This window comes from Staphylococcus sp. T93 (assembly GCF_016743875.1).
Classification (GTDB): Bacteria; Bacillota; Bacilli; order Staphylococcales; family Staphylococcaceae; genus Staphylococcus; species Staphylococcus aureus.
In genome coordinates this window covers 1469722-1494339 of sequence record NZ_CP068247.1, presented here as the reverse complement: position 1 = coordinate 1494339, position 24618 = coordinate 1469722, and the positions used below count along the sequence as shown (strand labels likewise).

Sequence of the window (24618 nt, the reverse complement as noted above, 5' to 3'; positions counted from 1 at the left end):
GAAATATAACTTTGTAATAGTGGCAGATGTTAACTAGCAGCCTATGATATATCTATAACTAATTAGCGCATCATTGCCTTTGTCTTAAAATTAAGCTTCGTTATCAACAAGGTCGTAGCATTCAACCGTTAAAACATTAATTTGTTGTTTTAATTTTTTAATTAATATATGAAGTGATGTATCATCTTGAATATCGACTTGAATTTCCATGTTAGAAATCCCAGGTTGTTCAGAATGTGTAACATGTAATGTATCGATATTATATTGTAGGCGAACAAAAGCACTTGTAATTCGATTTAGCGTGCTGACTTGATCCGCAACTTGTAATTTAAGAATTCTTGTCATTATAAGCCCTCCATTTCATGATTTGATTTGCCACTCGGAACCATTGGGGTTACAGCTTCAGTAGGGGAAATACGAACCTCAATTAAAGCTGGTCCTTGATAAGCAAACGCTGCATCTAATTGTTCTTCCAGTTGTTCTGGCTTATCGATTAAGAAACCTTTGACGCCATATGCTTCTGCCATTTTCATAAAATCAGGTTGACCATTAAATACTGAGTGTGAGAAGCGTTGATTAAAGAACTTATCTTGCCATTGTTTAACCATACCTAATGTTCCATTATTGATTAGTACGATTTTGACATCTAAACCATATTCGGGTAAAAGTGCCATTTCTTGGTTTGTCATTTGGAAACCACCGTCACCGACGAAACATACGACTGTTTTATCAGGATTAGCTAATTTGGCACCAATTGACGAAGGAATACCGAATCCCATTGTTCCTAAACCACCGCTTGTAACCCATTGTCCGTGATTTTTAAATGGATAAAATTGAGCTGCCCACATTTGATGTTGTCCCACGTCTGTAGTAACAATTGCTTCACCATTTGTAATTTTGCCGATATATTCGATTGTTTGTTGTGGCTTACAAAATACTTGATCTTCTTCACCAAGTTTAAATGGGTGTTTCTGCTTATTATTTTGACAATGTTTAACCCAGTCACTGTGTTCTATAGTCTCAACATTTTTATCATTTAAACATTCTAAAAATCTTTTACAGTCTGCAATAATACCTAAATCTACATGAATAACTTTATTGATTTCTGAAGGATCAATATCTACATGTACAATTTTGGCGTTAGGTGCAAAGGCATCAGGTTTGCTTGCTAATCTATCATCGAAGCGGCTACCTAAATTAATGAGTAAATCACACTCAGTTAATGCCATGTTACTAGCATAAGAACCATGCATTCCTCCCATACCTAAAAATAGTGTATCCTCATAAGGTACAGCACCTAGACCTAGTAAAGTAGTAACTGTTGGGATTTGATGTTTATTAACAAACTGTGTTAATAATTGATTTGATTTTGATTGATTAATACCTGCGCCGGCTAATACGACAGGCTTTTTCGCTTCTTTTAAAAGTGAGATGAAAGTGTCAATGTCTTTATTTTCTGGTTCTGTAACAACTTCATAACCTGGAATATTGATTTCGTCGCATAAATCCACATTTGTAGCTAAAACACCCATATCTTTTGGAAAATCAATCACTACAGGACCTTTGCGTCCAGAATTAGCTACATGGAAAGCTTCGTGTACGATTTTAGGGATATCTTCAACACGTTTCACTTGATAATTTTGTTTTGTAATTGGTGAAGTCATAGATAGAATATCCGCTTCTTGGAATGCATCTTTACCAATGCCTGGTGTAGCAACTTGTCCAGTGAATACAACTAGAGGTAAAGAGTCGCAATGTGCATCCGTAATACCTGTCATTACATTAGTTGCACCTGGACCGCTTGTAACTACAACGACGCCAGTTTTACCAGATACACGTGCATAACCTTCTGCAGCATGAACAGCACCTTGTTCGTGTCTTGCTAAAATATGTTTGATTTTACCATCATAAAACGTGTCATATAAAGGTAGTACGGCACCACCAGGATAACCGAATAAATAATCCACATTTTCTTTAAGTAGAGCTTCTACTAGCACTTCTGATCCTGAACGCATATCATTTAAAGTTTTTTCATTTAGTTGTTCAGGTTCAAGTGATTCAGCCATTTTTAAAGGGTCAATATTTTGGTTTACTTCATGTTGAGTTTTAGACATTTTAACCATCTCCAATATAAAAATAAATTAAATTAAATTCTCAGGGACTTGCATGACGCCACCTGTATTTGCGCTAGTTACTAGGGCAGTATAACGAGCTAGATAACCTGTTTTTACTTTCGCTTTAAATGGTGTTAAAGATTCTCGGCGACGCGCTAGAACATCTTCAGGCTGGTTTACGTTTAATGTACGATTTGTTAAATCAATAGTAATCTCATCACCATCTTCAATTAAGGCAATTGGTCCACCAGATGCAGCTTCAGGGGAAATATGACCAACTGCAATACCTCTTGTGGCACCGGAAAAACGCCCATCAGTAATTAATGCAACATCTTTACCTAAGCCGCGACCAACAATAGAGGAAGTAGGTGCTAACATTTCAGGCATACCTGGTCCACCTTTAGGTCCTTCATATCTAATGACAACGACGTGGCCTGCACGAACGGTACGATTGTCTATTGCTTCAACAGCTTCATCATGCGAATTGAAACAAATTGCTTTCCCAGTAAATGTTTTGATAGATGGATCAACGCCGCCAACTTTAATAACTGCGCCTTTAGGGGCGATATTACCAAATAAGATAGATAAACCGCCTTGTGCATCATATGGTGCATCAAGAGGGTGAATGACATCAAAGTTCTTAATTTCTTTGCCTTCGTTATTTTCACGTAACGTTTTGCCAGTAACTGTGATTCTATCTGGGTGTAACGTGCCATCTTTCTTCATCAATTCATTAATAATTGCTGGGACGCCACCAGCTTCATGCACATCATGCATTGAATACGATGAACTAGGTGCTATTTTTGATAAATATGGCGTGCGTTTGGCAATAGCATTAATGCGCTCTAAGTCATAATCAATACCAGCTTCATTGGCAATGGCTAACGTATGCAGTACCGTGTTTGTTGAACCACCCATAGCCATATCAAGTGCAAATGCATCATCAATTGCTTCGCGAGTAACGATATCACGTGGTTTTAAATCATTTTTAATATTTTCAACTAATTTAAAAGCTGCTTGGCGAATCATTTCTCGTCGCTGATCACTGACTGCAAGTGCAGTACCGTTGTATGGTAATGCTAGACCTAAAACTTCCATCAAACAGTTCATTGAATTTGCAGTAAACATCCCAGCACATGAACCACAAGTAGGGCAGGCATTTTGTTCCATATCTAAAAATTCTTCTTTAGAAATCGATCCTTCTTTAAATGCGCCGACTGCTTCAAACATTGATGAAAGTGTTAATGCTTTTCCATGTGCAGATAAGCCAGCTTTCATTGGTCCACCAGAGCAAAAGATAGCTGGTACGTTTGTCCTCATGGCTGCTAAAATCATACCGGGTGTAATCTTGTCACAATTAGGAATGTAAAATACGCCGTCAAACCAATGAGCGTTAATTACAGTTTCAGCTGCATCTGCAATAATTTCACGTGATGGTAGAGAATATCGCATTCCGATATGTCCCATAGCTATTCCATCATCAACACCAATTGTATTGAATTCAAATGGAATGGCACCGGCTTCTCTAATTGCTTCTTTAGCTATATCTGCAAGCTCTCTCAAGTGAACATGTCCAGGAACAATATCAATATAAGAGTTACAAATAGCTACAAATGGTTTGTTCATATCAGTTGGACTTTTTAGCGCGCCCGTGGCATGTAAAAGACTTCTTGCTGGTGCTTGGTGATCTCCTTTTTTGATCATGTCGCTTCGCATAGTAAATTCCCCCGTAAATTTTAATGATTAATCATGTTTTATAGTAATAAAAATAAGTAATTGAAAGATAAAACATAAAAAAACGTCCCAATATTATTGGGACGTTTACAAGTCCCATTCAAACAGAAATAGGACTTAAAGCGTTTAGTAAATATTTACTAACGTTCGAGTCCTAAAGAGTATAATAAAATAATAATATTTGAAGTTGTCGGTTGATGTTCAGTATATTGATTAAGCATTTTATTATACTCCTTCCGTGAATGGTATATATCACTTTAATAGTTAGAATTGTCTAAAAATTTGATAAATTTAATTTACTATATCTGCTTTAGTATGTCAACAAATATTTTAAATTTTCTTACAATTAACTTTGAATAGATAATCTGTTTCAAAGATAAGAAATTTAAGTTGAAATTTGTTACAATATAAAGGTTAAATATAAAGTTAGATACGATTGAACAATGGATAATCATTTTTATGAATGAAAAGCATAATATAGGAGAATCAACATTGATAAAGATAAATAATTTAGATGAAATGAATCAATTTGCTATATTTTTAGTTGAGCAATTGAAAAGTGGTGATTTGATTTTACTTAACGGAGATTTAGGAGCAGGTAAAACAACGTTAACGCAATTTATAGGAAAAGCTCTTGGTGTAAGACGTACGATTAATTCCCCGACATTTAACATCATTAAATCATATAGGGGTAAAAATTTAAAATTGCATCATATGGATTGTTATCGCTTAGAAGATTCTGATGAAGATTTAGGATTTGATGAATTTTTCGAAGATCAGGCAATTACTGTTATTGAATGGAGTCAATTTATAAAAGATTTACTTCCAGCGACGCATTTATCTATTAACATTTCAACAATATCTGAAAATACAAGACAAATTGAGTTGTTCGCGCAAGGAGAACATTATGAACAAATTAAGGAGGCAATTATCCATGAATTCGCTGCTCATTGATACATCGAATCAACCATTATCAGTAGCATTGATGCAAAACGATGAAGTTTTAGCTGAAATAACTACGGATTCTAAACAAAATCATTCAGTGCAATTAATGCCTGCGATTAGTCAGCTATTTGAGCAGAGCAAAATAGCTAAACAGCAATTAGATGCGATTATTGTTGCTGAAGGTCCTGGTTCATATACTGGCTTACGTATCGGTGTTACTGTTGCTAAAACATTAGCGTATGCGTTAGATGTTAAATTATATGGTGTTTCATCATTAAAGGCATTGGCAGCAACAATCGATCATACTGATAAATTATTGGTTCCTGTGTTTGATGCAAGACGACAAGCAGTTTATACAGGCATATTCCAGTGGCAAAATGGTCAATTAGTGACTATTTTAGAAGATCAATATATGTCGATAGAGGCATTGCGAGCTTTTTTAGAAGATTTAAACCAACCATTTATTTATATTGGGAAAGATACTGTAAAATTACAAGATGAATTACAAGGTGAAGTGATTGCGCAGCTACCAAATGCATCAGTCATGTATCAATTGCTAGATAAACCTTCAGACGTACATACATTTACTCCTAAATACCATAAATTAGCTGAGGCGGAACGAAATTGGATCAACAGTCAAAAGAACAATTAAACATTAGAGAGATGACTAAAGAAGATGTGCCACAAGTCTTTGATCTTGAGCGTCGGAGTTTCAATGACAGTTCTTGGACAATTGACGCATTTTATCATGAAATAGAGCAAAATAACTTTGCGAAATATTTTGTCTTAGAATTTGAACAACAAATTATTGGTTATTTAGGTTTATGGATTGTTATCGATCAAGCTCAAATTACAACAGTTGCAATCGATGATAATTATAGAGGCTATGGTTTAGGTCAAATGCTTTTAAAATACGGAATAAACTATGCAAGTCACACTTGTGATGTGATGAGTTTAGAAGTAAGAGTTAATAATAAAGTGGCACAACATGTATATGAAAATTTAGGATTTCAATATGGTGGTAAACGTAAAAATTATTATGGTGAAGGTGAGGACGCAATGGTTATGTGGGTGAATTTAAATGACTAAAGATATATTAATACTAGCTGTTGAAACAAGTTGTGATGAAACAAGCGTTAGTGTTATAAAAAATGGCAGAGATATTTTATCAAATACAGTTTTAAGTCAGATTGAAAGTCATAAACGATTTGGCGGTGTCGTTCCCGAAGTGGCAAGTAGACATCACGTTGAAGGTATAACAGCAACAATAAACGAGGCTCTAGGGGATGCCGATGTATCAATAGAAGATATTGATGCCATAGCGGTTACAGAAGGCCCTGGACTAATTGGTGCGTTACTAATAGGTGTTAATGCAGCCAAAGCATTGGCATTTGCTTACGATAAGCCACTTATTCCTGTTCATCATATTGCAGGACATATATATGCTAATCACATAGAAGAGCCATTAACATTCCCGCTAATTGCACTTATTGTTTCAGGTGGACATACTGAATTAGTTTATATGAAGGATCATTTATCATTTGAAGTCATTGGTGAAACACGAGATGACGCAGTAGGTGAGGCTTATGATAAAGTGGCACGAACAATTGGTTTAAATTATCCAGGTGGTCCACAAGTTGATCGGTTGGCTGCTGAAGGTGAAGATACTTATTCATTCCCTCGTGTTTGGTTGGATAAAGATAGTTATGATTTTAGTTTTAGTGGGTTGAAAAGTGCCGTAATCAATCAACTTCACAATCAACGACAAAAAAATATTCCAATCATTGAAGCTAACGTAGCAACGAGCTTTCAAAACAGTGTTGTAGAGGTGCTCACGTTTAAAGCTATTCAAGCTTGTAAAGAATATGGTGTTCAGCGATTAATTGTTGCTGGTGGCGTGGCGAGTAATAAAGGATTACGTCAATCTTTAGCGGATCAATGCAAAGTCAATGACATTCAATTAACTATCCCAAGTCCTAAATTATGCACAGATAATGCTGCAATGATAGGCGTTGCCGGCCACTATTTGTATCAGCAAGGTCGATTTGCTGATTTAGCATTAAATGGGCACAGCAATATAGATTTAGAAGAGTATTCTGCAGAATAAAATAAACGTCAGTTATTAACATGATTACTATGAACATTATTGAAACTGTTCATAGTCTTCTGTCATGTGATAGCTGACGTTTTTATGTTTAAAGTTAAATGCTAAATTTTCGGGACATTATCTTTTGCTCGTTCATATATTTTTGCTGGAAATGAAGTGATTTTTAATAATTCGATGGCATTACGTGTATTTGCTTTGCCAGGCTTAATTTTGTAATCAAAATGTATGTTATTATTTTCTATTACCTCATTGAAATGGTAATTTTCATAACGTTGTTTTAAGAGTTCAGCTAACTCAATATCATGTGTTGCTGCAATAACTCTAAAGTTAGATTTTTCATGTAAAAATGATAGTACTGATTCTGAAGCGGCAATTCGTTCAGTTGTGTTGGTACCTTTAAAAATTTCATCTATAAAGCAGTATATTTTTTGATTATCTGGAATTTCAACAATACGCTTAATAGATTTTAATTCAGCCATAAAATAACTATCGCCTGATAACACATCATCGGCATTTGCCATTGACGTGAACACAATTCCAGGTTGATATACAAATTTGCTTGCGGTAACTGTTTGTATAGCCGATGCAAGAATAATGTTTATTGCTATGGATTTCATAAATGTTGATTTACCCGAAGCATTAGACCCAGTTAACAGTATATTTTGTGATAGTGAGAAATCATTGGCTACTGCATCTGCTATGAGTGGATGTGTTAACTCAGAGAATACTATGCCATCATTTGAATCATCAATTTGTGGTTCAGTATAACATTCTAGCGTTCTACGATACATTGCTAATGCATAATGATTATCTAATTCAGCTATGTAATCGAAACAATTTTTAAGCTCATTCATATGTGTTGTATAGCTTTTTTGAATTGAATGAAATAAAACATAATCAAGCATGAAAATAAGTTTAACTAGTTTAATTACCATAGCTCCGATATCTTCATCATTAACTTCAGCTAAAACACTCGTTAAATGACGTGCTGTTCTAAATTGCTTAAAATTGACTTCAGGTTGTGGAGCATGTTTAATTTTTGAGATAGTATAGCCTTGTTTTAAAACATTGGATGCATAAAAGATAGATTTTAAGTCATCCTCATATGTACGCTTTAAAGTTGCTGATAAAATGATATTAAATAGGCAACTCATAAGAAATAATAAAATACCAACTTGTGAATTAATAAATATAACTGCAAATGAGATAACTGGTAAAAACGGGCATAGAAACAATATATTTTGACGTTTTACCGGTGTGATTTGGTCTGGAAATGTTGGATAAACAGTTTTACCAATCAAAGCTAAATGATATGTTACGTTTTTTCTAAATTCAGCATTATCATTAAATAAACTAAGTAATGATTTGTTCGTAATTGAAAGCATTCCACGTAAACAGGCATATAGCTTCATTTCACCAATAGCTGTTAAATTATAATTCATCTTATGAAAGATTGCATTCATATTTAAGTCGGACCAAGTTTTATCATCAACTAATGAATGTGATTCAAATTTTTCCTTGTAGAGCTTATACTCATAGTCGAAATGTGAGTTCGGTCTGATAAAAGCTTCTAATGGAGAAATCGTTTGCCATAATGTTTCCATAGATTTTAATAGACGTTGACGACTCATGTATCGTCCAACAATTCCTATTACAGATGTAAGTAGAATAATTGCTATAACAAATATTAAAAATGTTTGATTTGTGCTCATAAGTATCCCCTTATTTATTTTTAATAATAATAAAAATATACTTCAATATTATTATTATTTCATAAAGAAAATGTCTTAACAATGAATTTTGATAAAAACAATGTCAATAGAGAACATGCGTACTTATCAACAAAGAGTGAATAACTTGTGGATAAAAGGTGTTGATAACGTCATTTATTGTGGATATCAGGTGGGAAAACAGAAAATAAATGATTGATTAGTGTTAATTTACTTGTGGGTAACTAGGATAAGTCTGTGGATAGCTATAATATCAGCGTTTTTATTGTGAATAAAAAAAATTAAAATTTGTAAAAAAATAACTCTAACTATAGCGATTTTACAGTTAGAGTTATGTATATTTTTATAGTTTTTGTTGTAATTCTTCCCATTTAGACATAGCGTGTTCTAATTTTTGTTCGCTATCTTGTTTTTGGATAGCTAATTCGTTTGCTTTTTGTGGATTGTTATACACTTCTGGTTGGGTAAATTGCTCGTCTATTTGTAAGATAGTAGTCTCTAAAGTTTCTATTTCATTTTCACACTCGGATATTTGTCGTTCAAGTTTGCGTTGTTCACGTCTTTGTTCTTTTTGGTTATGATACGACGATTGTTCCATAGACTTTTTATGTGCTTGTACGTTAACTGACTGTTCTTCTTGGTGCGCTTTCAACGCTTCCGCTTCCTCAACTTTTTCAATGTAATATTGATAATCTCCTAAATACATCTTTCCGCCATCAATTGTTAAATCAAATACCTTGTTTGCTAATTGGTTAATAAAGTAACGATCATGGGAAACAAATAGTATTGTTCCTTCAAAATGTTGGAGTGCTTGCTCTAACATTTCTTTTGAATCTATATCGAGGTGGTTGGTAGGTTCATCTAAAATAAGTACATTGTCACGTTGCAACATAAGTAGTGCTAGTTGTAAACGTGCTTTTTCACCACCAGATAAATCATTAATTATCTTTTTAACATCGTCTTGTACAAATAAGAAACGTCCAAGAACTGCTCGAATATCTTTTTCATTCATTAACGGATATTGATCCCACACATAATCTAAAATCGTTTTACTAGATTTAAATTCTGCTTGCTTTTGATCATAATAACCAATTTGTAAATTTGCGCCGAAAGTAATATCGCCATTAAGCGCTTTTTGTTGATTAGCAATAGTTTTAATTAAGGTCGATTTTCCAATACCATTTGGCCCAATGATTGCTATATGATCGCCTTTAGAGACCTCTATACTCATAGGTTTGGTAATTGCAGTTTGATAACCGATTTCTAAATTTTTTACATGCATGACGTCATTACCTGTATTCCGGTCAAAGCCAAATTGAATATTTGCACTTTTGGCATCTAACATTGGTTTATCAATGCGTTCCATTTTTTCTAAAATCTTACGTCTACTTTTTGCCATTCCACTTGTTGAAGCACGGGTAATATTTTTCTCAACAAAAGTTTCTAATCGTTTTATTTCTGCTTGTTGACTTTCATATTCTTGCATTCGTTTTTGATAATATAAATCCCGTTGCTGTATAAATTCCTCGTAATTACCAACATAGCGTTTGACATCACCTAAAGCCACATCATAAATTTGAGTAACTATTTTATCTAAAAAGTAACGATCATGGCTGATGATGACGATTGCACCTTTAAAATAACGTAGATAATCTTCAAGCCACTTTGTCGTTTCTAAATCTAAGTGGTTAGTAGGTTCATCTAAAAGTAATAAATCAGGTTCGTTTAATAGCATTTGAGCTAAAGATAAACGTGTTTTTTGGCCACCGCTAAAATCATTGATAGGTTTATTGAAATCTTCTTCACTAAAATTTAACCCGTAAAGTACTGTTTTAATTTTACTTTCATATTGATATCCTTCTAATTGTTCAAATTGATTCGATAAAGATTCATAACGGGACATATGTGTTTTATATGTATCACTATCGTAATCATTTGCATGTTTTGATAACCAATCTGTTTCTTCTTTGATTAAGCTTTCCATTCGTTTAATATGTTCAAATGGTTTTGACATTTCTTCAAAAACTGTTGCATTAGAATTTAAAGTCATTTGTTGAGTTAAATAACCTAGTTTTAAGTTTTTAATTTTTGACACATTTCCAGAATCATAGTTTTCTACGCCAGCTATAATTTTCATCAATGTTGATTTACCGGCGCCATTTCTTCCTACGATACCAATTCGTTCACCAGTTTTTACTTCAAAATCAACATCAGTAAATATATCTTCACCATCGAACGATTTTGATATATGATTGAGTTGTAAAAGTATCATTCGATCTTCACCTTTCGTCTTTCTCAAATTTTATTAACTTATGAAACAAGTCGTAATTATTACATTAATAACCATTTTACAGTATAAAACGCCGTCTTGAAACTAAGATATTTATTTTTAAAATTCAATAATGTATAATATTTAGGTATTCATTGTAATCAATTATTTGTTTTTTAATAATCTAACAATTACGCTCTAACTCGTTTGAATACATAGATATAATTCATTCAAACACGAAGGAGGAAATAGCGAATGAGTGACCAAGTTAAAATTCCTCGAGCAACTTTAAAACGTTTGCCGTTATATTATAGATTTGTCAGTTCATTAAAATCTAAAGGTATAGATCGTGTAAATTCAAAAGCGATTAGCGATGCGTTACAAATTGACTCGGCAACAATTCGTCGTGACTTTTCATATTTTGGCGAATTAGGTAAAAAAGGGTACGGATATAATATAGATAGTTTATTGGATTTCTTTAAATCTGAACTAAGCGAGAGTGACATGATCAAAATCGCAATTGTCGGAGTTGGGAACCTAGGGAAAGCTTTGCTCACATATAACTTTTCAATACATGACGATATGACGATTACAGAAGCGTTTGACGTAAAAGAAGATGTTATTGGCCAGAAAATAGGGAACGTTATTGTTAAAGATAACGATGAATTAATAACAACATTGAAGAAGGAAGAAATAGATGTTGTGATTCTAACTACACCAGAAAGAGTTGCACAGAAAGTTGCAGATGAACTCGTCCAAGCTGGTGTGAAAGGTATTTTAAACTTCACTCCTGGTAGAATTAATACGCCTTCAGATGTGCAAGTACATCAAATTGACTTAGGTATAGAATTACAGTCATTATTATTCTTTATGAAAAATTACAGTGAATAAATGTGATGTTAGCTTTGAATGATTAACCTTGTTATATCTTTAATTAATTATAGAACAGTCTGGGACTAAGTATGTCTCAGGCTTTTTCTGTTATGTTTGAAAATGAAAGGAAAAACTGTTGTGTTGATAAATATAGTATAGGTTAATAAATTAACACGTAGAGATATAATGATGAATCGTAATTAATCGCCTTCCTTATATGAATATAATATAAATATCAAAAATATTGTGTATAAGGTTGAAAACAAGAAAATCATCACCTATAATACATACTAAACTTATCGGAAATGAGAGGTTAGGATTATGTGGATGATTTTTAGTGGCTTAATTGTCGGGGGACTCTTAGGTTTTGTCATGCAAAGAACAAGATTTTGTTTAACAGGTGGCTTTCGAGATATGTATGTGCAAAAGAATAATAAGATGTTCTATGCATTATTAATCGCTATTACTATTCAAAGTATAGGATTATTGATTTTGACGGCAACAGATATTTTACAAATTCCTGCACATAGTTTTCCAATATTGGGAACAATTATAGGTTCTTTTATTTTTGGAATTGGAATAGTATTGGCTGGAGGATGTGCAACAGGTACTTGGTATCGCGCTGGTGAAGGGCTAATTGGTAGTTGGATTGCATTAGTATTATATGCTGTTACTGCAGCAATCACTAAAACAGGGATTTTAAAGCCAGTAATGGATAAAATTAATCAACCAACGAATGTAAATAGTGATATGTCTCAAACAACTGGCATTCCGTTTTGGGGATTAGTCGTTATATTAACTATAATCACCATTTTTCTAGTTGTAAGAACACTCAATAATAAGAAAGTTCGAGTTGCTGTTCCAAAACTAAAGCAACGTTATACAGGTATTAGATATTACCTTTTCGAAAAACGATACCATCCATTTATTGCAGCAATTGTAATTGGACTTATCGCACTCTTAGCTTGGCCAATGAGTGCATCAACTGGAAGAAATGACGGTTTAGGTATAACAACGCCTTCAGCAAATTTAGTACACTTTTTGATTACAGGTGAAACTAAATTTATTGATTGGGGTGTCTTTTTAGTTCTAGGAATTTTCATTGGTTCATATATTGCAGCTAGAGGATCAAGAGAATTTAAATGGCGATTGCCAGACAAGATTACAATACGAAACAGTGCCATTGGTGGCATATGTATGGGATTTGGTGCGTCAGTTGCTGGTGGTTGTTCTATCGGTAACGGTTTGGTTGAAACGGCAACGATGACTTGGCAAGGATGGATTGCGCTAGCATCGATGATAGTTGGTGTATGGACAATGAGTCATTTTATCTTTGTTCGTCCAATGAAAAAAGTACACCAACAATCTGCAAAGGTTAAACAGCAAACGCAAATAGTATAGAAGATTATTATGCAAATGATGTTGATCAAATAAAAGTGATTGGAAAAGGAGAAATAATTATGATACACGAATTAGGTACAGTAGGAATGGTATGTCCATTTCCGTTAATTGAAGCGCAAAAGAAAATGGCAACATTGCAATCTGGAGATGAATTAAAAATTGATTTTGATTGCACGCAAGCGACGGAAGCCATTCCAAATTGGGCTGCAGAAAATGGTTATCCTGTAACAAACTATGAACAAATTGATAATGCTTCATGGACAATTACAATTCAAAAAGTTTAACGTTATCATTTTAACAATAAAATAGATATTAGATTCTATGGCTACTTCCGCTAATTTAAAAGTGAGTAAGTAGTCTTTTTTTTTTTAGTTCATGAAATCATTTTTATATAGTGTGGCACATTTTATTCCAAAAGATGTAATAAAACTTAACGCATTTTTGCTTTTTATAAATTGTCAGATTATTATGAAAAAAAGGGAGTGGTAAGTATGAATCTTAACGATACGATATTTATGTTTTTGTGTACATTATTAGTTTGGTTAATGACACCAGGATTAAGTTTATTTTATGGTGGGTTAGTTCAATCTAAAAATGCGCTTAATACTGTCATGCAAAGTATGGCAGCAATTGTGCTTGTTACATTTGTATGGATAACAGTTGGTTTTACAATTAGTTTTGGGAATGGGAATTTATGGTTCGGAAATTGGGAATATACTTTTCTTAATCATGTAGGTTTTGCGACTCAAGAAGATATTAGCCCACATATTCCTTTCGCTTTGTTTATGTTATTTCAAATGATGTTTTGTACGATTGCAATTTCTATTTTATCTGGTTCAATCGCTGAGAAAATGAAGTTTATTCCTTATTTATTATTCGTAGTAATATGGACTGCTCTTGTATACAGTCCAGTAGCACATTGGGTTTGGGGCGGCGGTTGGATTAACAAACTCGGTGTATTAGATTTCGCTGGAGGTACGGTTGTTCATATTACATCAGGTGTTTCTGGTTTAGTATTAGCTATTATGATTGGAAAAGGAAACAAACATTCTGAATCAACACCACATAATCTTATCATTACGTTGATTGGCGGTATATTCGTGTGGATTGGTTGGTATGGATTTAATGTAGGTAGTGCTTTTACATTTGATAATATTGCGATGCTTGCATTTACAAATACTGTCATTTCAGCCAGTGCAGGTGCTATAGGTTGGTTAATTTTAGAATATATTTTTAAAAAGACGACAAGTTTACTTGGACTTTTACTCGGTGCATTAGCAGGATTAGTTGTCATTACTCCTGCAGCAGGATATGTAACATATCTTAGTGCAACAATAATGGCTTTAATAGGAGGTATCTGTTGTTATATTGTCATTAATTACATCAAGGTAAAACTAAAATATCATGATGCATTAGATGCATTTGGTATTCATGGTGTTGGTGGTATTATTGGTGCTGTTTTAACAGCAGTTTTCCAAAGTAAAAAAGCCAATCCTGACATTGAGAATGGCTTTATTTATACTGGTGACATACATATTATACTTGTACAAATATTATGTGTAACAGCAGTTGTAATTTTTAGTATAGTCATGACGTTTATTATTGCGAAAGTAATTAAATTAATTACACCATTATCTGTTACGGAACAAGAAACGAATATAGGATTAGACAAGATTGTTCACGGTGAACATGCTTACTTTGAAGGTGAGCTAAATAGATTCAATAAACATATTCGATATTAGAATATATTTACATAGAATATTCATTGTCCTGACATTTAACTAAAGGTTGATGTTGGGACATTTTGTTATACAAAAGTTTTATTTTGAAATCTTTTTATGAAAGAAGCAGAAATATTATTTAAAGCGGTTACACATATGCTAAAATAAGGCTAAGTGTCACAAATAATGATAGGTGAATAAGTATGAAAAATATATCTGATATTGCCAAATTGGCAGGCGTTTCAAAAAGTACAGTATCTAGATTTTTAAATAATGGATCTGTCAGTAAAAAAACAAGTGAAAAATTAACAAGAATTATAGCAGAACATGACTATCAACCGAATCAATTTGCTCAAAGTTTAAGAGCGAGACAAACACACCTTATTGGTGCCATTATACCTAGAATGAATTCATATGCAGTAGATGAAACAATCAAAGGATTGGCAAAACAATGCCAAAAATATGAATCACAATTAATTTTAAATTACACAGGTTTAAATATCGAAGCAGAAATACAAGCGCTTGAAACATTAGCACGCAGTAAAGTAGATGGTATTGTTTTAATGGCTACAGACATAACAGAGAGACATATTGAAGTCATTAATAAAATGAATGTACCAATCGTTATTGTTGGTCAACAACATGAACAACTTCATAGTATTGTGCATGATGATTATAAAGCAGGTCAAATTATAGGCGAATGGATTGGTCAACAGGGATATCAACAAGTTGAAGTGTTTAGTGTAAGTGAAAAAGATATTGCAGTTGGTATACATAGAAAACGTGGTTTACTTGACCAGTTAGCTAAATACCAAATTAAACCTAATATACATGAAACAAATTTTACTTATGTGGAAGCACAAAAAGATGTTGCAAATGTTTTGGAAAATGTGGAGCAAGTAGATGCGGTTGTTGGAGCAACTGATACGATTGCATTAGCTGCCTATAAATATTATTCTGATAAAAAAGATGTTATGAAACCACATCAAATATATGGTTTTGGTGGTGACCCAATGACACAATTAGTGTCTCCATCGATAAAAACAATTCATTATAATTATTTTGAAGCTGGCCAATGCGCGATGGAAGAGATACAACAGATGCTTAAAAAGCAAGATATGCCATATAGCGTCACAGTAGATGTTAATATTTAGACGCTGTATTTTTTAAAATAAATGTGGAACCGATACCATATAACTATAAATGGATAGGTTAAAAGTTAAAGAACGTAGGTAAAATTTGCTATAATAGAATATAAATTGTTAACAGCATAAATTATAAAAGGAGGACTGGGTAAATATTATGACCGAATGGACTAGAGAAGAACGTTATCAACGAATCGAGGACGTTGATACTGAGTATTTTAAAACATTAAAACAACAAGTTGATCAATCAAAATTTCGTCAACAATTTCATATACAACCAGAAACAGGCTTATTAAATGACCCCAACGGACTTATTTTTTATAAAGGGAAGTATTATGTTTCACATCAATGGTTCCCATTAGGCGCAGTACATGGCTTAAAGTATTGGTATAACTACACGAGTGATGACTTAATAAACTTTAAAGCTGAAGGGCCAATTTTAAATCCAGATACTAAATATGACAGCCATGGTGTATATAGCGGTAGCGCTTTTGAATATAACGGGCATTTATATTATATGTACACAGGAAATCATCGAGATAATCATTGGCAACGACATGCGAGTCAGATGATCGCACGATTGAAAGAAGACGGTTCAGTTGAAAAGTTTCCAAAGCCAGTAATTAGCCAACAACCAGAAGGATATACGAGTCATTTTAGAGATCCTAAAGTTTTTAAATATGATGAGAAATATTATGCAATCATTGGTGCACAAAATAATGATCAGCAAGGTCGATTATTACTTTATAATACTGAAGATATAATTAATTGGCATTATTTAGGTGAAATAAATACAGAGTTGGATGATTTTGGATATATGTGGGAATGCCCAGATTACTTTAATGTAGATAATCAAGATGTCATACTTATTTGTCCACAAGGTATTGAACCAAAAGGCGATCAGTTCAAAAATATTTATCAAAGTGGTTATATACTTGGAAAGTTTGATATTGAAAAGTTAACATATGAACATGAAAATTTTGTCGAGCTTGATAATGGTTTTGATTTCTATGCACCTCAAACATTTTTAGATGAAAAAGGCCGACGAGTACTAATTGGATGGATGGGGTTACCGGAAATCGAATATCCTACTGATAATGAAGGATGGGCCCATTGCTTAACAATTCCTCGTGTATTAAATGTAGAAAATGGTCAACTTAAGCAACGTCCATATCCAGCGTTGGAAAAATTACGTCACAATAAAGAGACAGCATTAGGCTACGCAAATAAATTTACTCGAAAATTACATCCGTATGAAGGTAAACAGTATGAATTAATCATAGATATTTTGGATAATGATGCTACCGAAGTGTACTTTGAATTACGTACATCTAAGACTTCTTCAACATTAATTGCTTATAACAAGCGTGAAAATAAAATAACATTAGATCGCAGCGACAGTGGTTTATTGCCGACAAATGTTGAAGGTACGACGCGTAGTACGATATTAGACACGCCATTAAAGCAATTACAAATTTTTGTTGATACATCTAGTATAGAAATTTTCTGTAATGATGGAGAACGTGTTTTGACATCTCGAATTTTCCCGACAGAAGACGCACTAGGTATTAAAACATCAACAGAATCAGGGCAAGTATATTTACAATTTACTAAATATGATTTAAAGGATGAACATAAATGAGACGTCTATTTTCAATAGGAGAAGCGTTAATTGATTTTATTCCAAATGTTACAAATGCGAATTTAAAAGATGTTCAAACATTTACGAAGCAAATTGGTGGCGCGCCATGCAATGTAGCTTGTACAGTTCAAAAGTTAGGACAACAAGCGTATATGATTACACAATTAGGTAATGATGCATTTGGAGATAGCATTATTGAAACGATATCAAGTATTGGTGTAGATGTATCAAAAGTGTATCGCACGAATGAAGCAAACACTGCGTTAGCTTTTGTGAGTTTGACTGAAGCGGGCGAGCGAGATTTTTCTTTTTATCGTAAGCCCTCTGCTGATATGTTATTTGAACCAAGTTTTGTGAATGATATTGATGTGAATGAAAATGATGTAGTACATTTTTGTTCTGTTGATTTGGTCGATAGTCCGATGAGAGATGCACATTATCAATTGATTACCAAAACATTAAATGCAAATGGTACTGTCGTATTTGATCCTAATGTAAGATTGCCATTATGGGATAACGCTGAAGATTTAAGACAAACTATTCATACCTTTTTGCCATTGGCGCATATTGTAAAAGTTTCAGATGAAGAATTAGAATTTATTACAGGTATTCATGATGAAAATGAAGCCATTCAATCATTATTTACAGGTAATGTTACTGTAGTCATTTATACGAAGGGAGCAGATGGTGCTGCCGTATATTTGAAAAATGGTATTAATCATTATCATAGTGGCTATAAGGTAAAACCTGTTGATACAACTGGGGCAGGGGATGCATTTATTGGTGCAGTTATTAGCAGGATTTTAGCAACCGATGTGTTAAATTTAACTCAGTTATTTGAAAATGAAGGTGAGGAAATTTTAGCGTTTAGCAATCGCGTTGCTGCAATAGTGACAACGAAGTATGGTGCTATTAATAGTTTGCCAACATTACAAGAGGTTGAACAAGCATTTTAAATAATTCATTTATAAAACAGTGTAGGAAACAAGTTGAATCTTGTGCTACACTGTTTTTTAAAACAAAATAAGATTCACGGAGTAGGAAATTATAGCATTTTATTTATGGAAACTGTCAATTTCAAATTTAGTATATTTTGTTAAAAATTGCGCCATAGGATTGTAGAGTGAAATAGAAATTGATAAATTATGTAGTAATAGGAATAGGTATACAAAGAGACGTTACATCATTTTTTAATTCACGCGTCATATTTAATTTTGTTAATAAAATTAAAAAGCCAGCTATACAGTGCATTTGCTAGTTATCTTGTTAAAATCCAACAAGATTTACAATTGAATACGCCGTTAACTGACTTTATTATCTTATTATATTTTTTTTAACGTTTCTCACCGATGCATAGCAGTGTTCTTTATTTTTAAAATAGACAATTCGCTCTTTCGAATCTATAGATTCAATATTATGGCGATTGACGACAAAGCTATTATGACATCTAAAGAAACGATCATCTAATTGACTCAGTTCTTTTAAATTACCATAAAATTCAATTTGACGGTTATCTAAATGGGCAATGAGTCTGTGAGATTTTGTTGATGATTCAAAAAACATAATATCATCATATTGAACATACACTGAATTACTGCCACGTTTTAATTCAATCGTTTCAACGCTATTATCTTTAGACAACAATTGTAAGCGTGTATGTGCAGTTTCTAAACAGTCTATAATTCGAGTTCTTAATTCAGCTGGATCATCTTTAAAAATAAAATCCATCGCTGCAACTTTGTAGACAAATGTTAAATAGGTAAGTTCACTGTGACTCGTAACGAAAATAATGTTACCAACTGGGTCATGCTTACGAATTTCACTGCCTAATTTGATACCATTAATATCAGTTGAAAGTTGAATATCTAAAAAGTAACAGCCTATGTCATTCATATTTTTAGCTTGCTCAAGCACCTCATAAGGATTATCAGTTGCGAGGGCAATTTCCATAGGCTTTTCTTCTATCATTATATAATTTTTAATAATGGTAACCATGTTTTCTCTTTGTTTTGGATCGTCTTCGCAAATGAAAATTTTCATACATTCACATCCTTATGGCTAGTTGTTAATAATTTCAACTTTTTGAATAAAGAAACCATTTTCGATAATTGTATCTAATAAGACATTGTCTGCATTATCAGCAATTTCTTTTAAAGTTGATAGACCTAAACCACGACCTTCACCTTTAGTAGAAAAACTTTCTTGGAACAATTCATGAATGCGTGGTATATCATCAGCGCATTTATTCATAACAATAAACGTTACTGAATTTTCACTTTCAATAAATGCAACGCGAATGATAGGGTCATCAATTTCAGTTGATGCCTCAATTGCATTATCAAGAATAATACCAATACTGCGACTTAAATCGATCATATTCAAGTTAATGCTACTTACTTCATCGGGTATTTCGATACTAATCGGAATATTCATTTCTTGTGCACGTAAAATTTTCGCAGTAATTAAGCCTTTAATTTCACGTACTTTAAGATTCTCGATACCATTTAATTTTATAGCATTCATTTGTAAATTGTCTTTCATAGGTACAATATTTTTATTGAAATAATCACGTAGGCCAGGCATGTCATCTTCTCGAATGTATTCTGAAAGTGTCGTTAAGATATTGACATAATCATGACGGAACTTGCGCATTTCGTTGTTGATAGCTTCAATCTTCAATGTATATTCATAATAGGTTTCAATTTCTTCTTGATTACGTTTATATTTCATCTCTTTAAGGAGAAATTGAGAAATAACAAATGTTAATATACTTAAAAATATAGTGATACCAATAAAAATAAAAGAATACTGCCTTATTACTTTAGCTTCATCCGAGTTTATTTGTGAATAAAAGAAAAATAATGAAAAAGTAAGCAGTAAGATAGTCGAAATAACTATTAAAAATCCTTTGTTTAGTATTAGATATGGTGTGCTAATTTTTTTGAGAACTCTATTTATTATATATGAGAATAGTATACTAATAGTCACATAAACTACAAAAAAGCTAGGGAATATTACAAATATACTATCAGAAATTTTGGTGATATATGCATATATAACTATATACATGTAGTTAGCACAGTATAGAATAATCTGCGAAGTCATAATCAACAAAATAGAATACCATTTGATTTTGACAAAATACATTATAATAATAAATGAAGTTAATATGATTAAGGACGCGCTATCAAACATTTTAAATAGAAATAACGATAATGTCGAAATTACTATGATGAAAAAATAATCAAGTTTACTGTACTTAATACCACTAATTATAGCTGGTATTGTAAACATTAATATCATTTGAGTTAATACGAATAAAACAAAATTATAACTATTTAATAATTCCACCTACTATCACACTCTCTATTTAAATTATTCGTGTAATTGTGTTAATTCTTTTGGTACTTCAACTTCATCCATTATGAAGTCACAAGTACTATAAGCTGCGATGTTACCAATGTTTTTTAAAATCCCAGTAATAAAATCAAAAAATAAGTTAAATAATGTATTCATTTTAAGTCCTCCTTAATAAAGAAAATAGGTAATAATGTAATAGCTTCTATTATGATGCCTAATTGAATGAATTGGGCAAATGGCTCTTTGATGATAAGTGTGATAATGAAAAGGGTTAAACTAACAATAATCGCATAATATTTTTTTCGTTTAATAAGTCGCACAGGAATGGGCTTCTTTTTAGTTGCTGCAGGAGCATATACTGAGATTACACCTAAAGAAATAACTGTTAAAATAATCATAATTAAAAAGTTAATATGAAAATTTACTATTACTAAAGGTAAAAGTATAAATAGTATAATACTTTCTACATAACACCAAAAAGAAGAAGGTGCATGTGCACCATGTGCATGTCTTCTTATTAAATAAAATGTTAAATTCGTAATTAACGTAAACAGAAAAATGTTTAAAATATAGGCAATAGTATACATAACAATTAATTTACCTATATTTTTAGCTAAGACCTGCATCCCTAATCGTACTTGCAAAAATTGAATATGATCTAAGTTATTTCTCTTTTGAAGATACGTGGCAAACTGGTCAATTTTATTATCAAAATAATTCAATTTTACACCACTCTCCTCACTGTCATTATACGATTTAGTACAATCTTTTATCATTATATTGCCTAACTGTAGGAAATAAATACTTAACTGTTAAATGTAATTTGTATTTAATATTTTAACATAAAAAAATTTACAGTTAAGAATAAAAAACGACTAGTTAAGAAAAATTGGAAAATAAATGCTTTTAGCATGTTTTAATATAACTAGATCACAGAGATGTGATGGAAAATAGTTGATGAGTTGTTTAATTTTAAGAATTTTTATCTTAATTAAGGAAGGAGTGATTTCAATGGCACAAGATATCATTTCAACAATCGGTGACTTAGTAAAATGGATTATCGACACAGTGAACAAATTCACTAAAAAATAAGATGAATAATTAATTACTTTCATTGTAAATTTGTTATCTTCGTATAGTACTAAAAGTATGAGTTATTAAGCCATCCCAACTTAATAACCATGTAAAATTAGCAAGTGAGTAACATTTGCTAGTAGAGTTAGTTTCCTTGGACTCAGTGCTATGTATTTTTCTTAATTATCATTACAGATAATTATTTCTAGCATGTAAGCTATCGTAAACAACATCGATTTATCATTATTTGATAAATAAAATTTTTTTCATAATTAATAACATCCCCAAAAATAGATTGAAAAAATAACTGTAAAACATTCCCTTAATAATAAGTATGGTCGTGAGCCCCTCCCAAGCTCGCGGCCTTTTTTGTAATGAAGAAGGGATGAGTTAATCATCATTATGAGACCCGCCGTTAAAATATATGAATAAGTCTAATGTTGGAAAAGGTCAAAAAATTAATCAATTTAATTAAGAAAATCATTCATTTGCAAAGGGCGAAATGGGTTCTTACTGAGTTATCTATTATAAAAAAATAAACATAGACTTATGAAAAATCTCTCATAAATCTATGTTTAGTCATGACATGTGTTAAATATTATTTCGGGCGCTTCTTATTTATACAAATCTAATTTAATACTTTTAAATACAGGTATATTTTCGCGTTGCTGTTCTACTTCATTTAAGTTTAAATCTACAGTCAAAATATCTGCGGATTCATTTAATTCTCCAACTAAATCTCCATTTGGGTTTATAACTATCGAATGACCAGCATATTCTGTGTTACCATCGAATCCAGTGCTATTAGTTCCAATGACAAACATATTATTTTCAATTGCACGTGCCTTTAGTAATGAATGCCAATGTTGAAGACGTGACATAGGCCATTGCGCCACATAAAATGCAATTTTAGCACCACTACGAGCAGGATATCTTAATAATTCTGGAAAACGTAAATCATAACAGATAAGTTGGGTCACATAAGTACCGTCAGACAATTGAAAGGGTTCAGCTACGTATTCGCCAGCGGTTAAAAATTCATGCTCTCTTAACATAGGAACTAAATGAACTTTGTCGTATTCATTAATCAGCTGGCCACTTTTATTCACACTAAAAGCTGTATTAAATATTTGATTGTTTCTAATGTTAGAAACTGACCCAGCTACGATATCGACTTTATATTTTTCAGCTAAATGTTTAATAAATGAAAAACTTTGTCCTAGATTATTATCTGCTTTTTCATTTAAATGCTCTAAATCATAGCCATTATTCCACATTTCAGGTAAAACGACTACATCTACTTCAGCATTCATATTTTTTTCGAACCATTGCGTTATTTGAGTTTCATTTTTAGAACTATCTCCAAAAACAATCGGTAATTGATAAATTTGGACTTTCATAACATCACATCCTTGATAGATCTTATATATAACTTACTAAAAGTTATGTTGAAACGCAAAAAACGAGCACAAGACATAAAATCAAAGTCCTAGGCTCTACAAAGTTATATTGACAGTAGTTGATGGGGCCCCAACATAGAGAAATTGGAACACCAATTTCTACAGACAATGCAAGTTGGGGTGGGCTCTAACATAAAGAAATACTTTTTCTTTAGAAATTAGTATTTCTTATACATGAGTTTTACTCATGTATTCCTATTCTTAAGTGCACATTAGCAGCGGCTAATGTGTAAGAACTACTACATAATGAATAACTAATGATTCTTTATCATTTCTGTCCCATTCCTAACAATATATTGATTATTTTTTTATTACGAAACGATCTTCCACTGGATTAAATGTTTTTTCGCCAGCAGCTTCACGAATATCACCAAATGGCATTTGAGCAATAAGTTTCCAACTTTTAGGAATATTAAATTCATTTGAAGTCATCTCATCAACAAGTGGATTATAGTGTTGTAATGAAGCACCTATGCCTTTAGTAGCTAATGCAGTCCAAATTGCAAATTGATGCATGGCATTTGTTTGAGTTGACCATATTGCAAAATTATCATAGTAGTTTGGCATTTGTTCTTGTAAACCACTTACAACATCTTGATCTTCATAAAACAAAATTGTACCGTATGAATGTTTGAAGTTATCAATTTTTTGTTCAGTTGGCTCGAAATCACGATTCTCTCCCATGACTTCTTTTAAAATTGCTTTTGTGTTATCCCAAAATTTATTATTGTTGTCATTTAACAAGAGAACAATTCTAGTTGATTGAGAATTAAATGATGAAGGAACATGTTTAACTGCATGTGCAATCATTGATTCTAATTCGTCATCGCTAATTGATATCGAATCTTTCAAATTATATATTGAACGTCTTTCTTCCATTGCATTGTCAAAAGTCATTGCTTTTTTATCTTTTTTAAATAAGCCCATAATTATTGCTCCTTCTTTAGTAAAGAATACTTAATAGACTAAGTATAAAATTTATACTCGTACTTGTAAAGCAATATTTACGAAAATTTCAAGAATATTAATATTCATTTTCAAAT

The 24618-nt window shown here is 32.3% G+C and carries 26 protein-coding genes; 13 read left to right on the top strand and 13 right to left on the bottom strand.

Translation table 11 applies throughout. The features are described from left to right. Nucleotides 1-90: 90 nt before the first annotated feature. From JG553_RS07365 to JG553_RS07350, 4 genes are all read right to left on the bottom strand, one after another. On the bottom strand, nt 91-345 hold the full coding sequence (locus tag JG553_RS07365) for an ACT domain-containing protein (protein WP_000196911.1): 255 nt from the start codon (nt 343-345) through the stop codon (nt 91-93). Beyond that, a complete protein-coding gene (gene ilvB / locus JG553_RS07360) occupies nt 345-2114 on the bottom strand; it encodes a biosynthetic-type acetolactate synthase large subunit (protein WP_000047820.1) in 1770 nt (589 codons plus the stop codon). Before ilvB ends, JG553_RS07365 begins: the two co-directional genes overlap by 1 nt. A gap of 27 nt (nt 2115-2141) precedes the next feature. Then, nucleotides 2142-3830, bottom strand: a complete 1689-nt coding sequence (gene ilvD / locus JG553_RS07355; RefSeq protein WP_001255780.1) for a dihydroxy-acid dehydratase — start codon at nt 3828-3830, stop codon at nt 2142-2144. Between the two features lie 317 nt (nt 3831-4147). Next, nucleotides 4148-4303, bottom strand: a complete 156-nt coding sequence (locus JG553_RS07350; RefSeq protein WP_001789600.1) for a hypothetical protein — start codon at nt 4301-4303, stop codon at nt 4148-4150. Nucleotides 4304-4340: 37 nt separating this feature from the next. Here JG553_RS07350 and tsaE point away from each other — a divergent pair, with 37 nt between their 5' ends. Genes tsaE through tsaD form a run of 4 tightly spaced genes read left to right on the top strand, consistent with a single transcriptional unit; the run spans nt 4341 to nt 6900 of the window. Next, on the top strand, nt 4341-4802 hold the full coding sequence (tsaE, locus tag JG553_RS07345; protein ID WP_000590798.1) for a tRNA (adenosine(37)-N6)-threonylcarbamoyltransferase complex ATPase subunit type 1 TsaE: 462 nt from the start codon (nt 4341-4343) through the stop codon (nt 4800-4802). Next, entirely contained in the window at nt 4783-5445 is a 663-nt protein-coding gene (tsaB, locus tag JG553_RS07340) for a tRNA (adenosine(37)-N6)-threonylcarbamoyltransferase complex dimerization subunit type 1 TsaB (protein WP_001086744.1), read from the top strand. The genes tsaE and tsaB overlap by 20 nt, the downstream gene beginning before the upstream one ends. After that, nucleotides 5418-5882, top strand: coding sequence for a ribosomal protein S18-alanine N-acetyltransferase (gene rimI, locus JG553_RS07335; RefSeq protein WP_000372758.1), 465 nt, complete (start codon nt 5418-5420; stop codon nt 5880-5882). Before tsaB ends, rimI begins: the two co-directional genes overlap by 28 nt. Further along, complete coding sequence (gene tsaD, locus JG553_RS07330; RefSeq protein WP_000159034.1) at nt 5875-6900, top strand: tRNA (adenosine(37)-N6)-threonylcarbamoyltransferase complex transferase subunit TsaD; 1026 nt, start codon at nt 5875-5877, stop codon at nt 6898-6900. Before rimI ends, tsaD begins: the two co-directional genes overlap by 8 nt. Before the next feature lie 101 nt (nt 6901-7001). Here the strand turns inward: tsaD and JG553_RS07325 are convergent, their stop codons facing one another. Next, the gene (locus JG553_RS07325) at nt 7002-8612 is read right to left on the bottom strand and encodes a MutS family DNA mismatch repair protein (RefSeq protein ID WP_000106330.1); all 1611 of its coding nucleotides are present in this window, start codon (nt 8610-8612) and stop codon (nt 7002-7004) included. Nucleotides 8613-8700: 88 nt separating this feature from the next. Here JG553_RS07325 and JG553_RS07320 point away from each other — a divergent pair, with 88 nt between their 5' ends. After that, nucleotides 8701-8829, top strand: a complete 129-nt coding sequence (locus tag JG553_RS07320; protein WP_001790685.1) for a hypothetical protein — start codon at nt 8701-8703, stop codon at nt 8827-8829. Nucleotides 8830-8973: 144 nt separating this feature from the next. Here the strand turns inward: JG553_RS07320 and JG553_RS07315 are convergent, their stop codons facing one another. Continuing rightward, nucleotides 8974-10902, bottom strand: coding sequence for an ABC-F family ATP-binding cassette domain-containing protein (locus tag JG553_RS07315; RefSeq protein WP_000602073.1), 1929 nt, complete (start codon nt 10900-10902; stop codon nt 8974-8976). Nucleotides 10903-11154: 252 nt separating this feature from the next. On the opposite strand from JG553_RS07315, the gene JG553_RS07310 reads away from it, so the two are divergent. The 7 genes from JG553_RS07310 (at nt 11155) to JG553_RS07280 (ending at nt 18637) form a co-directional block, all read left to right on the top strand. Then, nucleotides 11155-11790: a redox-sensing transcriptional repressor Rex gene (locus tag JG553_RS07310; protein WP_001283612.1), complete on the top strand. Its 636-nt coding sequence runs from the start codon at nt 11155-11157 to the stop codon at nt 11788-11790. A 303-nt stretch (nt 11791-12093) separates the two neighbouring features. Next, nucleotides 12094-13173, top strand: a complete 1080-nt coding sequence (locus tag JG553_RS07305) for a YeeE/YedE family protein (RefSeq protein ID WP_000266883.1) — start codon at nt 12094-12096, stop codon at nt 13171-13173. Between the two features lie 59 nt (nt 13174-13232). Then, a complete protein-coding gene (locus tag JG553_RS07300; RefSeq protein ID WP_000581077.1) occupies nt 13233-13457 on the top strand; it encodes a sulfurtransferase TusA family protein in 225 nt (74 codons plus the stop codon). 207 nt (nt 13458-13664) lie between these two features. After that, on the top strand, nt 13665-14915 hold the full coding sequence (locus tag JG553_RS07295) for an ammonium transporter (RefSeq protein WP_001052270.1): 1251 nt from the start codon (nt 13665-13667) through the stop codon (nt 14913-14915). Nucleotides 14916-15097: 182 nt separating this feature from the next. After that, nucleotides 15098-16048 (top strand): LacI family DNA-binding transcriptional regulator, encoded by a 951-nt coding sequence (locus JG553_RS07290; RefSeq protein ID WP_000790330.1) that lies wholly within the window; start codon nt 15098-15100, stop codon nt 16046-16048. Between the two features lie 148 nt (nt 16049-16196). Beyond that, nucleotides 16197-17681: a sucrose-6-phosphate hydrolase gene (locus JG553_RS07285; protein ID WP_000141414.1), complete on the top strand. Its 1485-nt coding sequence runs from the start codon at nt 16197-16199 to the stop codon at nt 17679-17681. Next, complete coding sequence (locus JG553_RS07280; RefSeq protein WP_001253312.1) at nt 17678-18637, top strand: carbohydrate kinase family protein; 960 nt, start codon at nt 17678-17680, stop codon at nt 18635-18637. Before JG553_RS07285 ends, JG553_RS07280 begins: the two co-directional genes overlap by 4 nt. Before the next feature lie 187 nt (nt 18638-18824). Here JG553_RS07280 and JG553_RS07275 read toward each other — a convergent pair whose 3' ends face one another. The 5 genes from JG553_RS07275 to agrB all read right to left on the bottom strand — a co-directional run bounded on the left by JG553_RS07275 (nt 18825) and on the right by agrB (nt 21763). Then, complete coding sequence (locus JG553_RS07275; RefSeq protein WP_001790167.1) at nt 18825-18932, bottom strand: hypothetical protein; 108 nt, start codon at nt 18930-18932, stop codon at nt 18825-18827. 63 nt (nt 18933-18995) lie between these two features. Continuing rightward, a complete protein-coding gene (gene agrA / locus JG553_RS07270) occupies nt 18996-19721 on the bottom strand; it encodes a quorum-sensing response regulator AgrA (protein WP_000688494.1) in 726 nt (241 codons plus the stop codon). Nucleotides 19722-19739: 18 nt separating this feature from the next. After that, the gene (agrC, locus tag JG553_RS07265) at nt 19740-21032 is read right to left on the bottom strand and encodes a quorum-sensing sensor histidine kinase AgrC (RefSeq protein ID WP_001554031.1); all 1293 of its coding nucleotides are present in this window, start codon (nt 21030-21032) and stop codon (nt 19740-19742) included. 24 nt (nt 21033-21056) lie between these two features. Further along, the gene (agrD, locus tag JG553_RS07260; RefSeq protein WP_001093929.1) at nt 21057-21197 is read right to left on the bottom strand and encodes a cyclic lactone autoinducer peptide AIP-I precursor; all 141 of its coding nucleotides are present in this window, start codon (nt 21195-21197) and stop codon (nt 21057-21059) included. Next, nucleotides 21194-21763, bottom strand: coding sequence for an accessory gene regulator AgrB (gene agrB / locus JG553_RS07255; RefSeq protein ID WP_001105707.1), 570 nt, complete (start codon nt 21761-21763; stop codon nt 21194-21196). The genes agrD and agrB overlap by 4 nt, the downstream gene beginning before the upstream one ends. Before the next feature lie 289 nt (nt 21764-22052). Between agrB and hld the strand changes: the two genes are divergently transcribed. Then, entirely contained in the window at nt 22053-22133 is an 81-nt protein-coding gene (gene hld, locus JG553_RS13425) for a delta-hemolysin (protein ID WP_000046022.1), read from the top strand. 596 nt (nt 22134-22729) lie between these two features. Here hld and JG553_RS07245 read toward each other — a convergent pair. Further along, on the bottom strand, nt 22730-23515 hold the full coding sequence (locus JG553_RS07245; protein WP_000867960.1) for a carbon-nitrogen family hydrolase: 786 nt from the start codon (nt 23513-23515) through the stop codon (nt 22730-22732). 360 nt (nt 23516-23875) lie between these two features. Beyond that, the gene (locus tag JG553_RS07240) at nt 23876-24502 is read right to left on the bottom strand and encodes a nitroreductase family protein (protein ID WP_000522384.1); all 627 of its coding nucleotides are present in this window, start codon (nt 24500-24502) and stop codon (nt 23876-23878) included. Nucleotides 24503-24618: the final 116 nt, after the last annotated feature.

Bases quoted from the DNA above. Each gene is read 5' to 3' on its own strand.
- tsaB (WP_001086744.1), top strand. From the start codon at position 4,783: ATGAATTCGCTGCTCATTGATACATCGAATCAACCATTATCAGTAGCA.
- JG553_RS07350 (WP_001789600.1), bottom strand. From the start codon at position 4,303: ATGATTATCCATTGTTCAATCGTATCTAACTTTATATTTAACCTTTAT.
- JG553_RS07315 (WP_000602073.1), bottom strand. From the start codon at position 10,902: ATGATACTTTTACAACTCAATCATATATCAAAATCGTTCGATGGTGAA.
- JG553_RS07290 (WP_000790330.1), top strand. From the start codon at position 15,098: ATGAAAAATATATCTGATATTGCCAAATTGGCAGGCGTTTCAAAAAGT.
- JG553_RS07310 (WP_001283612.1), top strand. From the start codon at position 11,155: ATGAGTGACCAAGTTAAAATTCCTCGAGCAACTTTAAAACGTTTGCCG.
- JG553_RS07325 (WP_000106330.1), bottom strand. From the start codon at position 8,612: ATGAGCACAAATCAAACATTTTTAATATTTGTTATAGCAATTATTCTA.
- hld (WP_000046022.1), top strand. From the start codon at position 22,053: ATGGCACAAGATATCATTTCAACAATCGGTGACTTAGTAAAATGGATT.
- JG553_RS07295 (WP_001052270.1), top strand. From the start codon at position 13,665: ATGAATCTTAACGATACGATATTTATGTTTTTGTGTACATTATTAGTT.
- ilvB (WP_000047820.1), bottom strand. From the start codon at position 2,114: ATGTCTAAAACTCAACATGAAGTAAACCAAAATATTGACCCTTTAAAA.
- JG553_RS07275 (WP_001790167.1), bottom strand. From the start codon at position 18,932: ATGCACTGTATAGCTGGCTTTTTAATTTTATTAACAAAATTAAATATG.
- JG553_RS07285 (WP_000141414.1), top strand. From the start codon at position 16,197: ATGACCGAATGGACTAGAGAAGAACGTTATCAACGAATCGAGGACGTT.
- JG553_RS07305 (WP_000266883.1), top strand. From the start codon at position 12,094: ATGTGGATGATTTTTAGTGGCTTAATTGTCGGGGGACTCTTAGGTTTT.
- JG553_RS07300 (WP_000581077.1), top strand. From the start codon at position 13,233: ATGATACACGAATTAGGTACAGTAGGAATGGTATGTCCATTTCCGTTA.
- ilvD (WP_001255780.1), bottom strand. From the start codon at position 3,830: ATGCGAAGCGACATGATCAAAAAAGGAGATCACCAAGCACCAGCAAGA.
- JG553_RS07280 (WP_001253312.1), top strand. From the start codon at position 17,678: ATGAGACGTCTATTTTCAATAGGAGAAGCGTTAATTGATTTTATTCCA.
- agrD (WP_001093929.1), bottom strand. From the start codon at position 21,197: ATGAATACATTATTTAACTTATTTTTTGATTTTATTACTGGGATTTTA.
- JG553_RS07365 (WP_000196911.1), bottom strand. From the start codon at position 345: ATGACAAGAATTCTTAAATTACAAGTTGCGGATCAAGTCAGCACGCTA.
- tsaD (WP_000159034.1), top strand. From the start codon at position 5,875: ATGACTAAAGATATATTAATACTAGCTGTTGAAACAAGTTGTGATGAA.
- agrA (WP_000688494.1), bottom strand. From the start codon at position 19,721: ATGAAAATTTTCATTTGCGAAGACGATCCAAAACAAAGAGAAAACATG.
- JG553_RS07245 (WP_000867960.1), bottom strand. From the start codon at position 23,515: ATGAAAGTCCAAATTTATCAATTACCGATTGTTTTTGGAGATAGTTCT.
- JG553_RS07240 (WP_000522384.1), bottom strand. From the start codon at position 24,502: ATGGGCTTATTTAAAAAAGATAAAAAAGCAATGACTTTTGACAATGCA.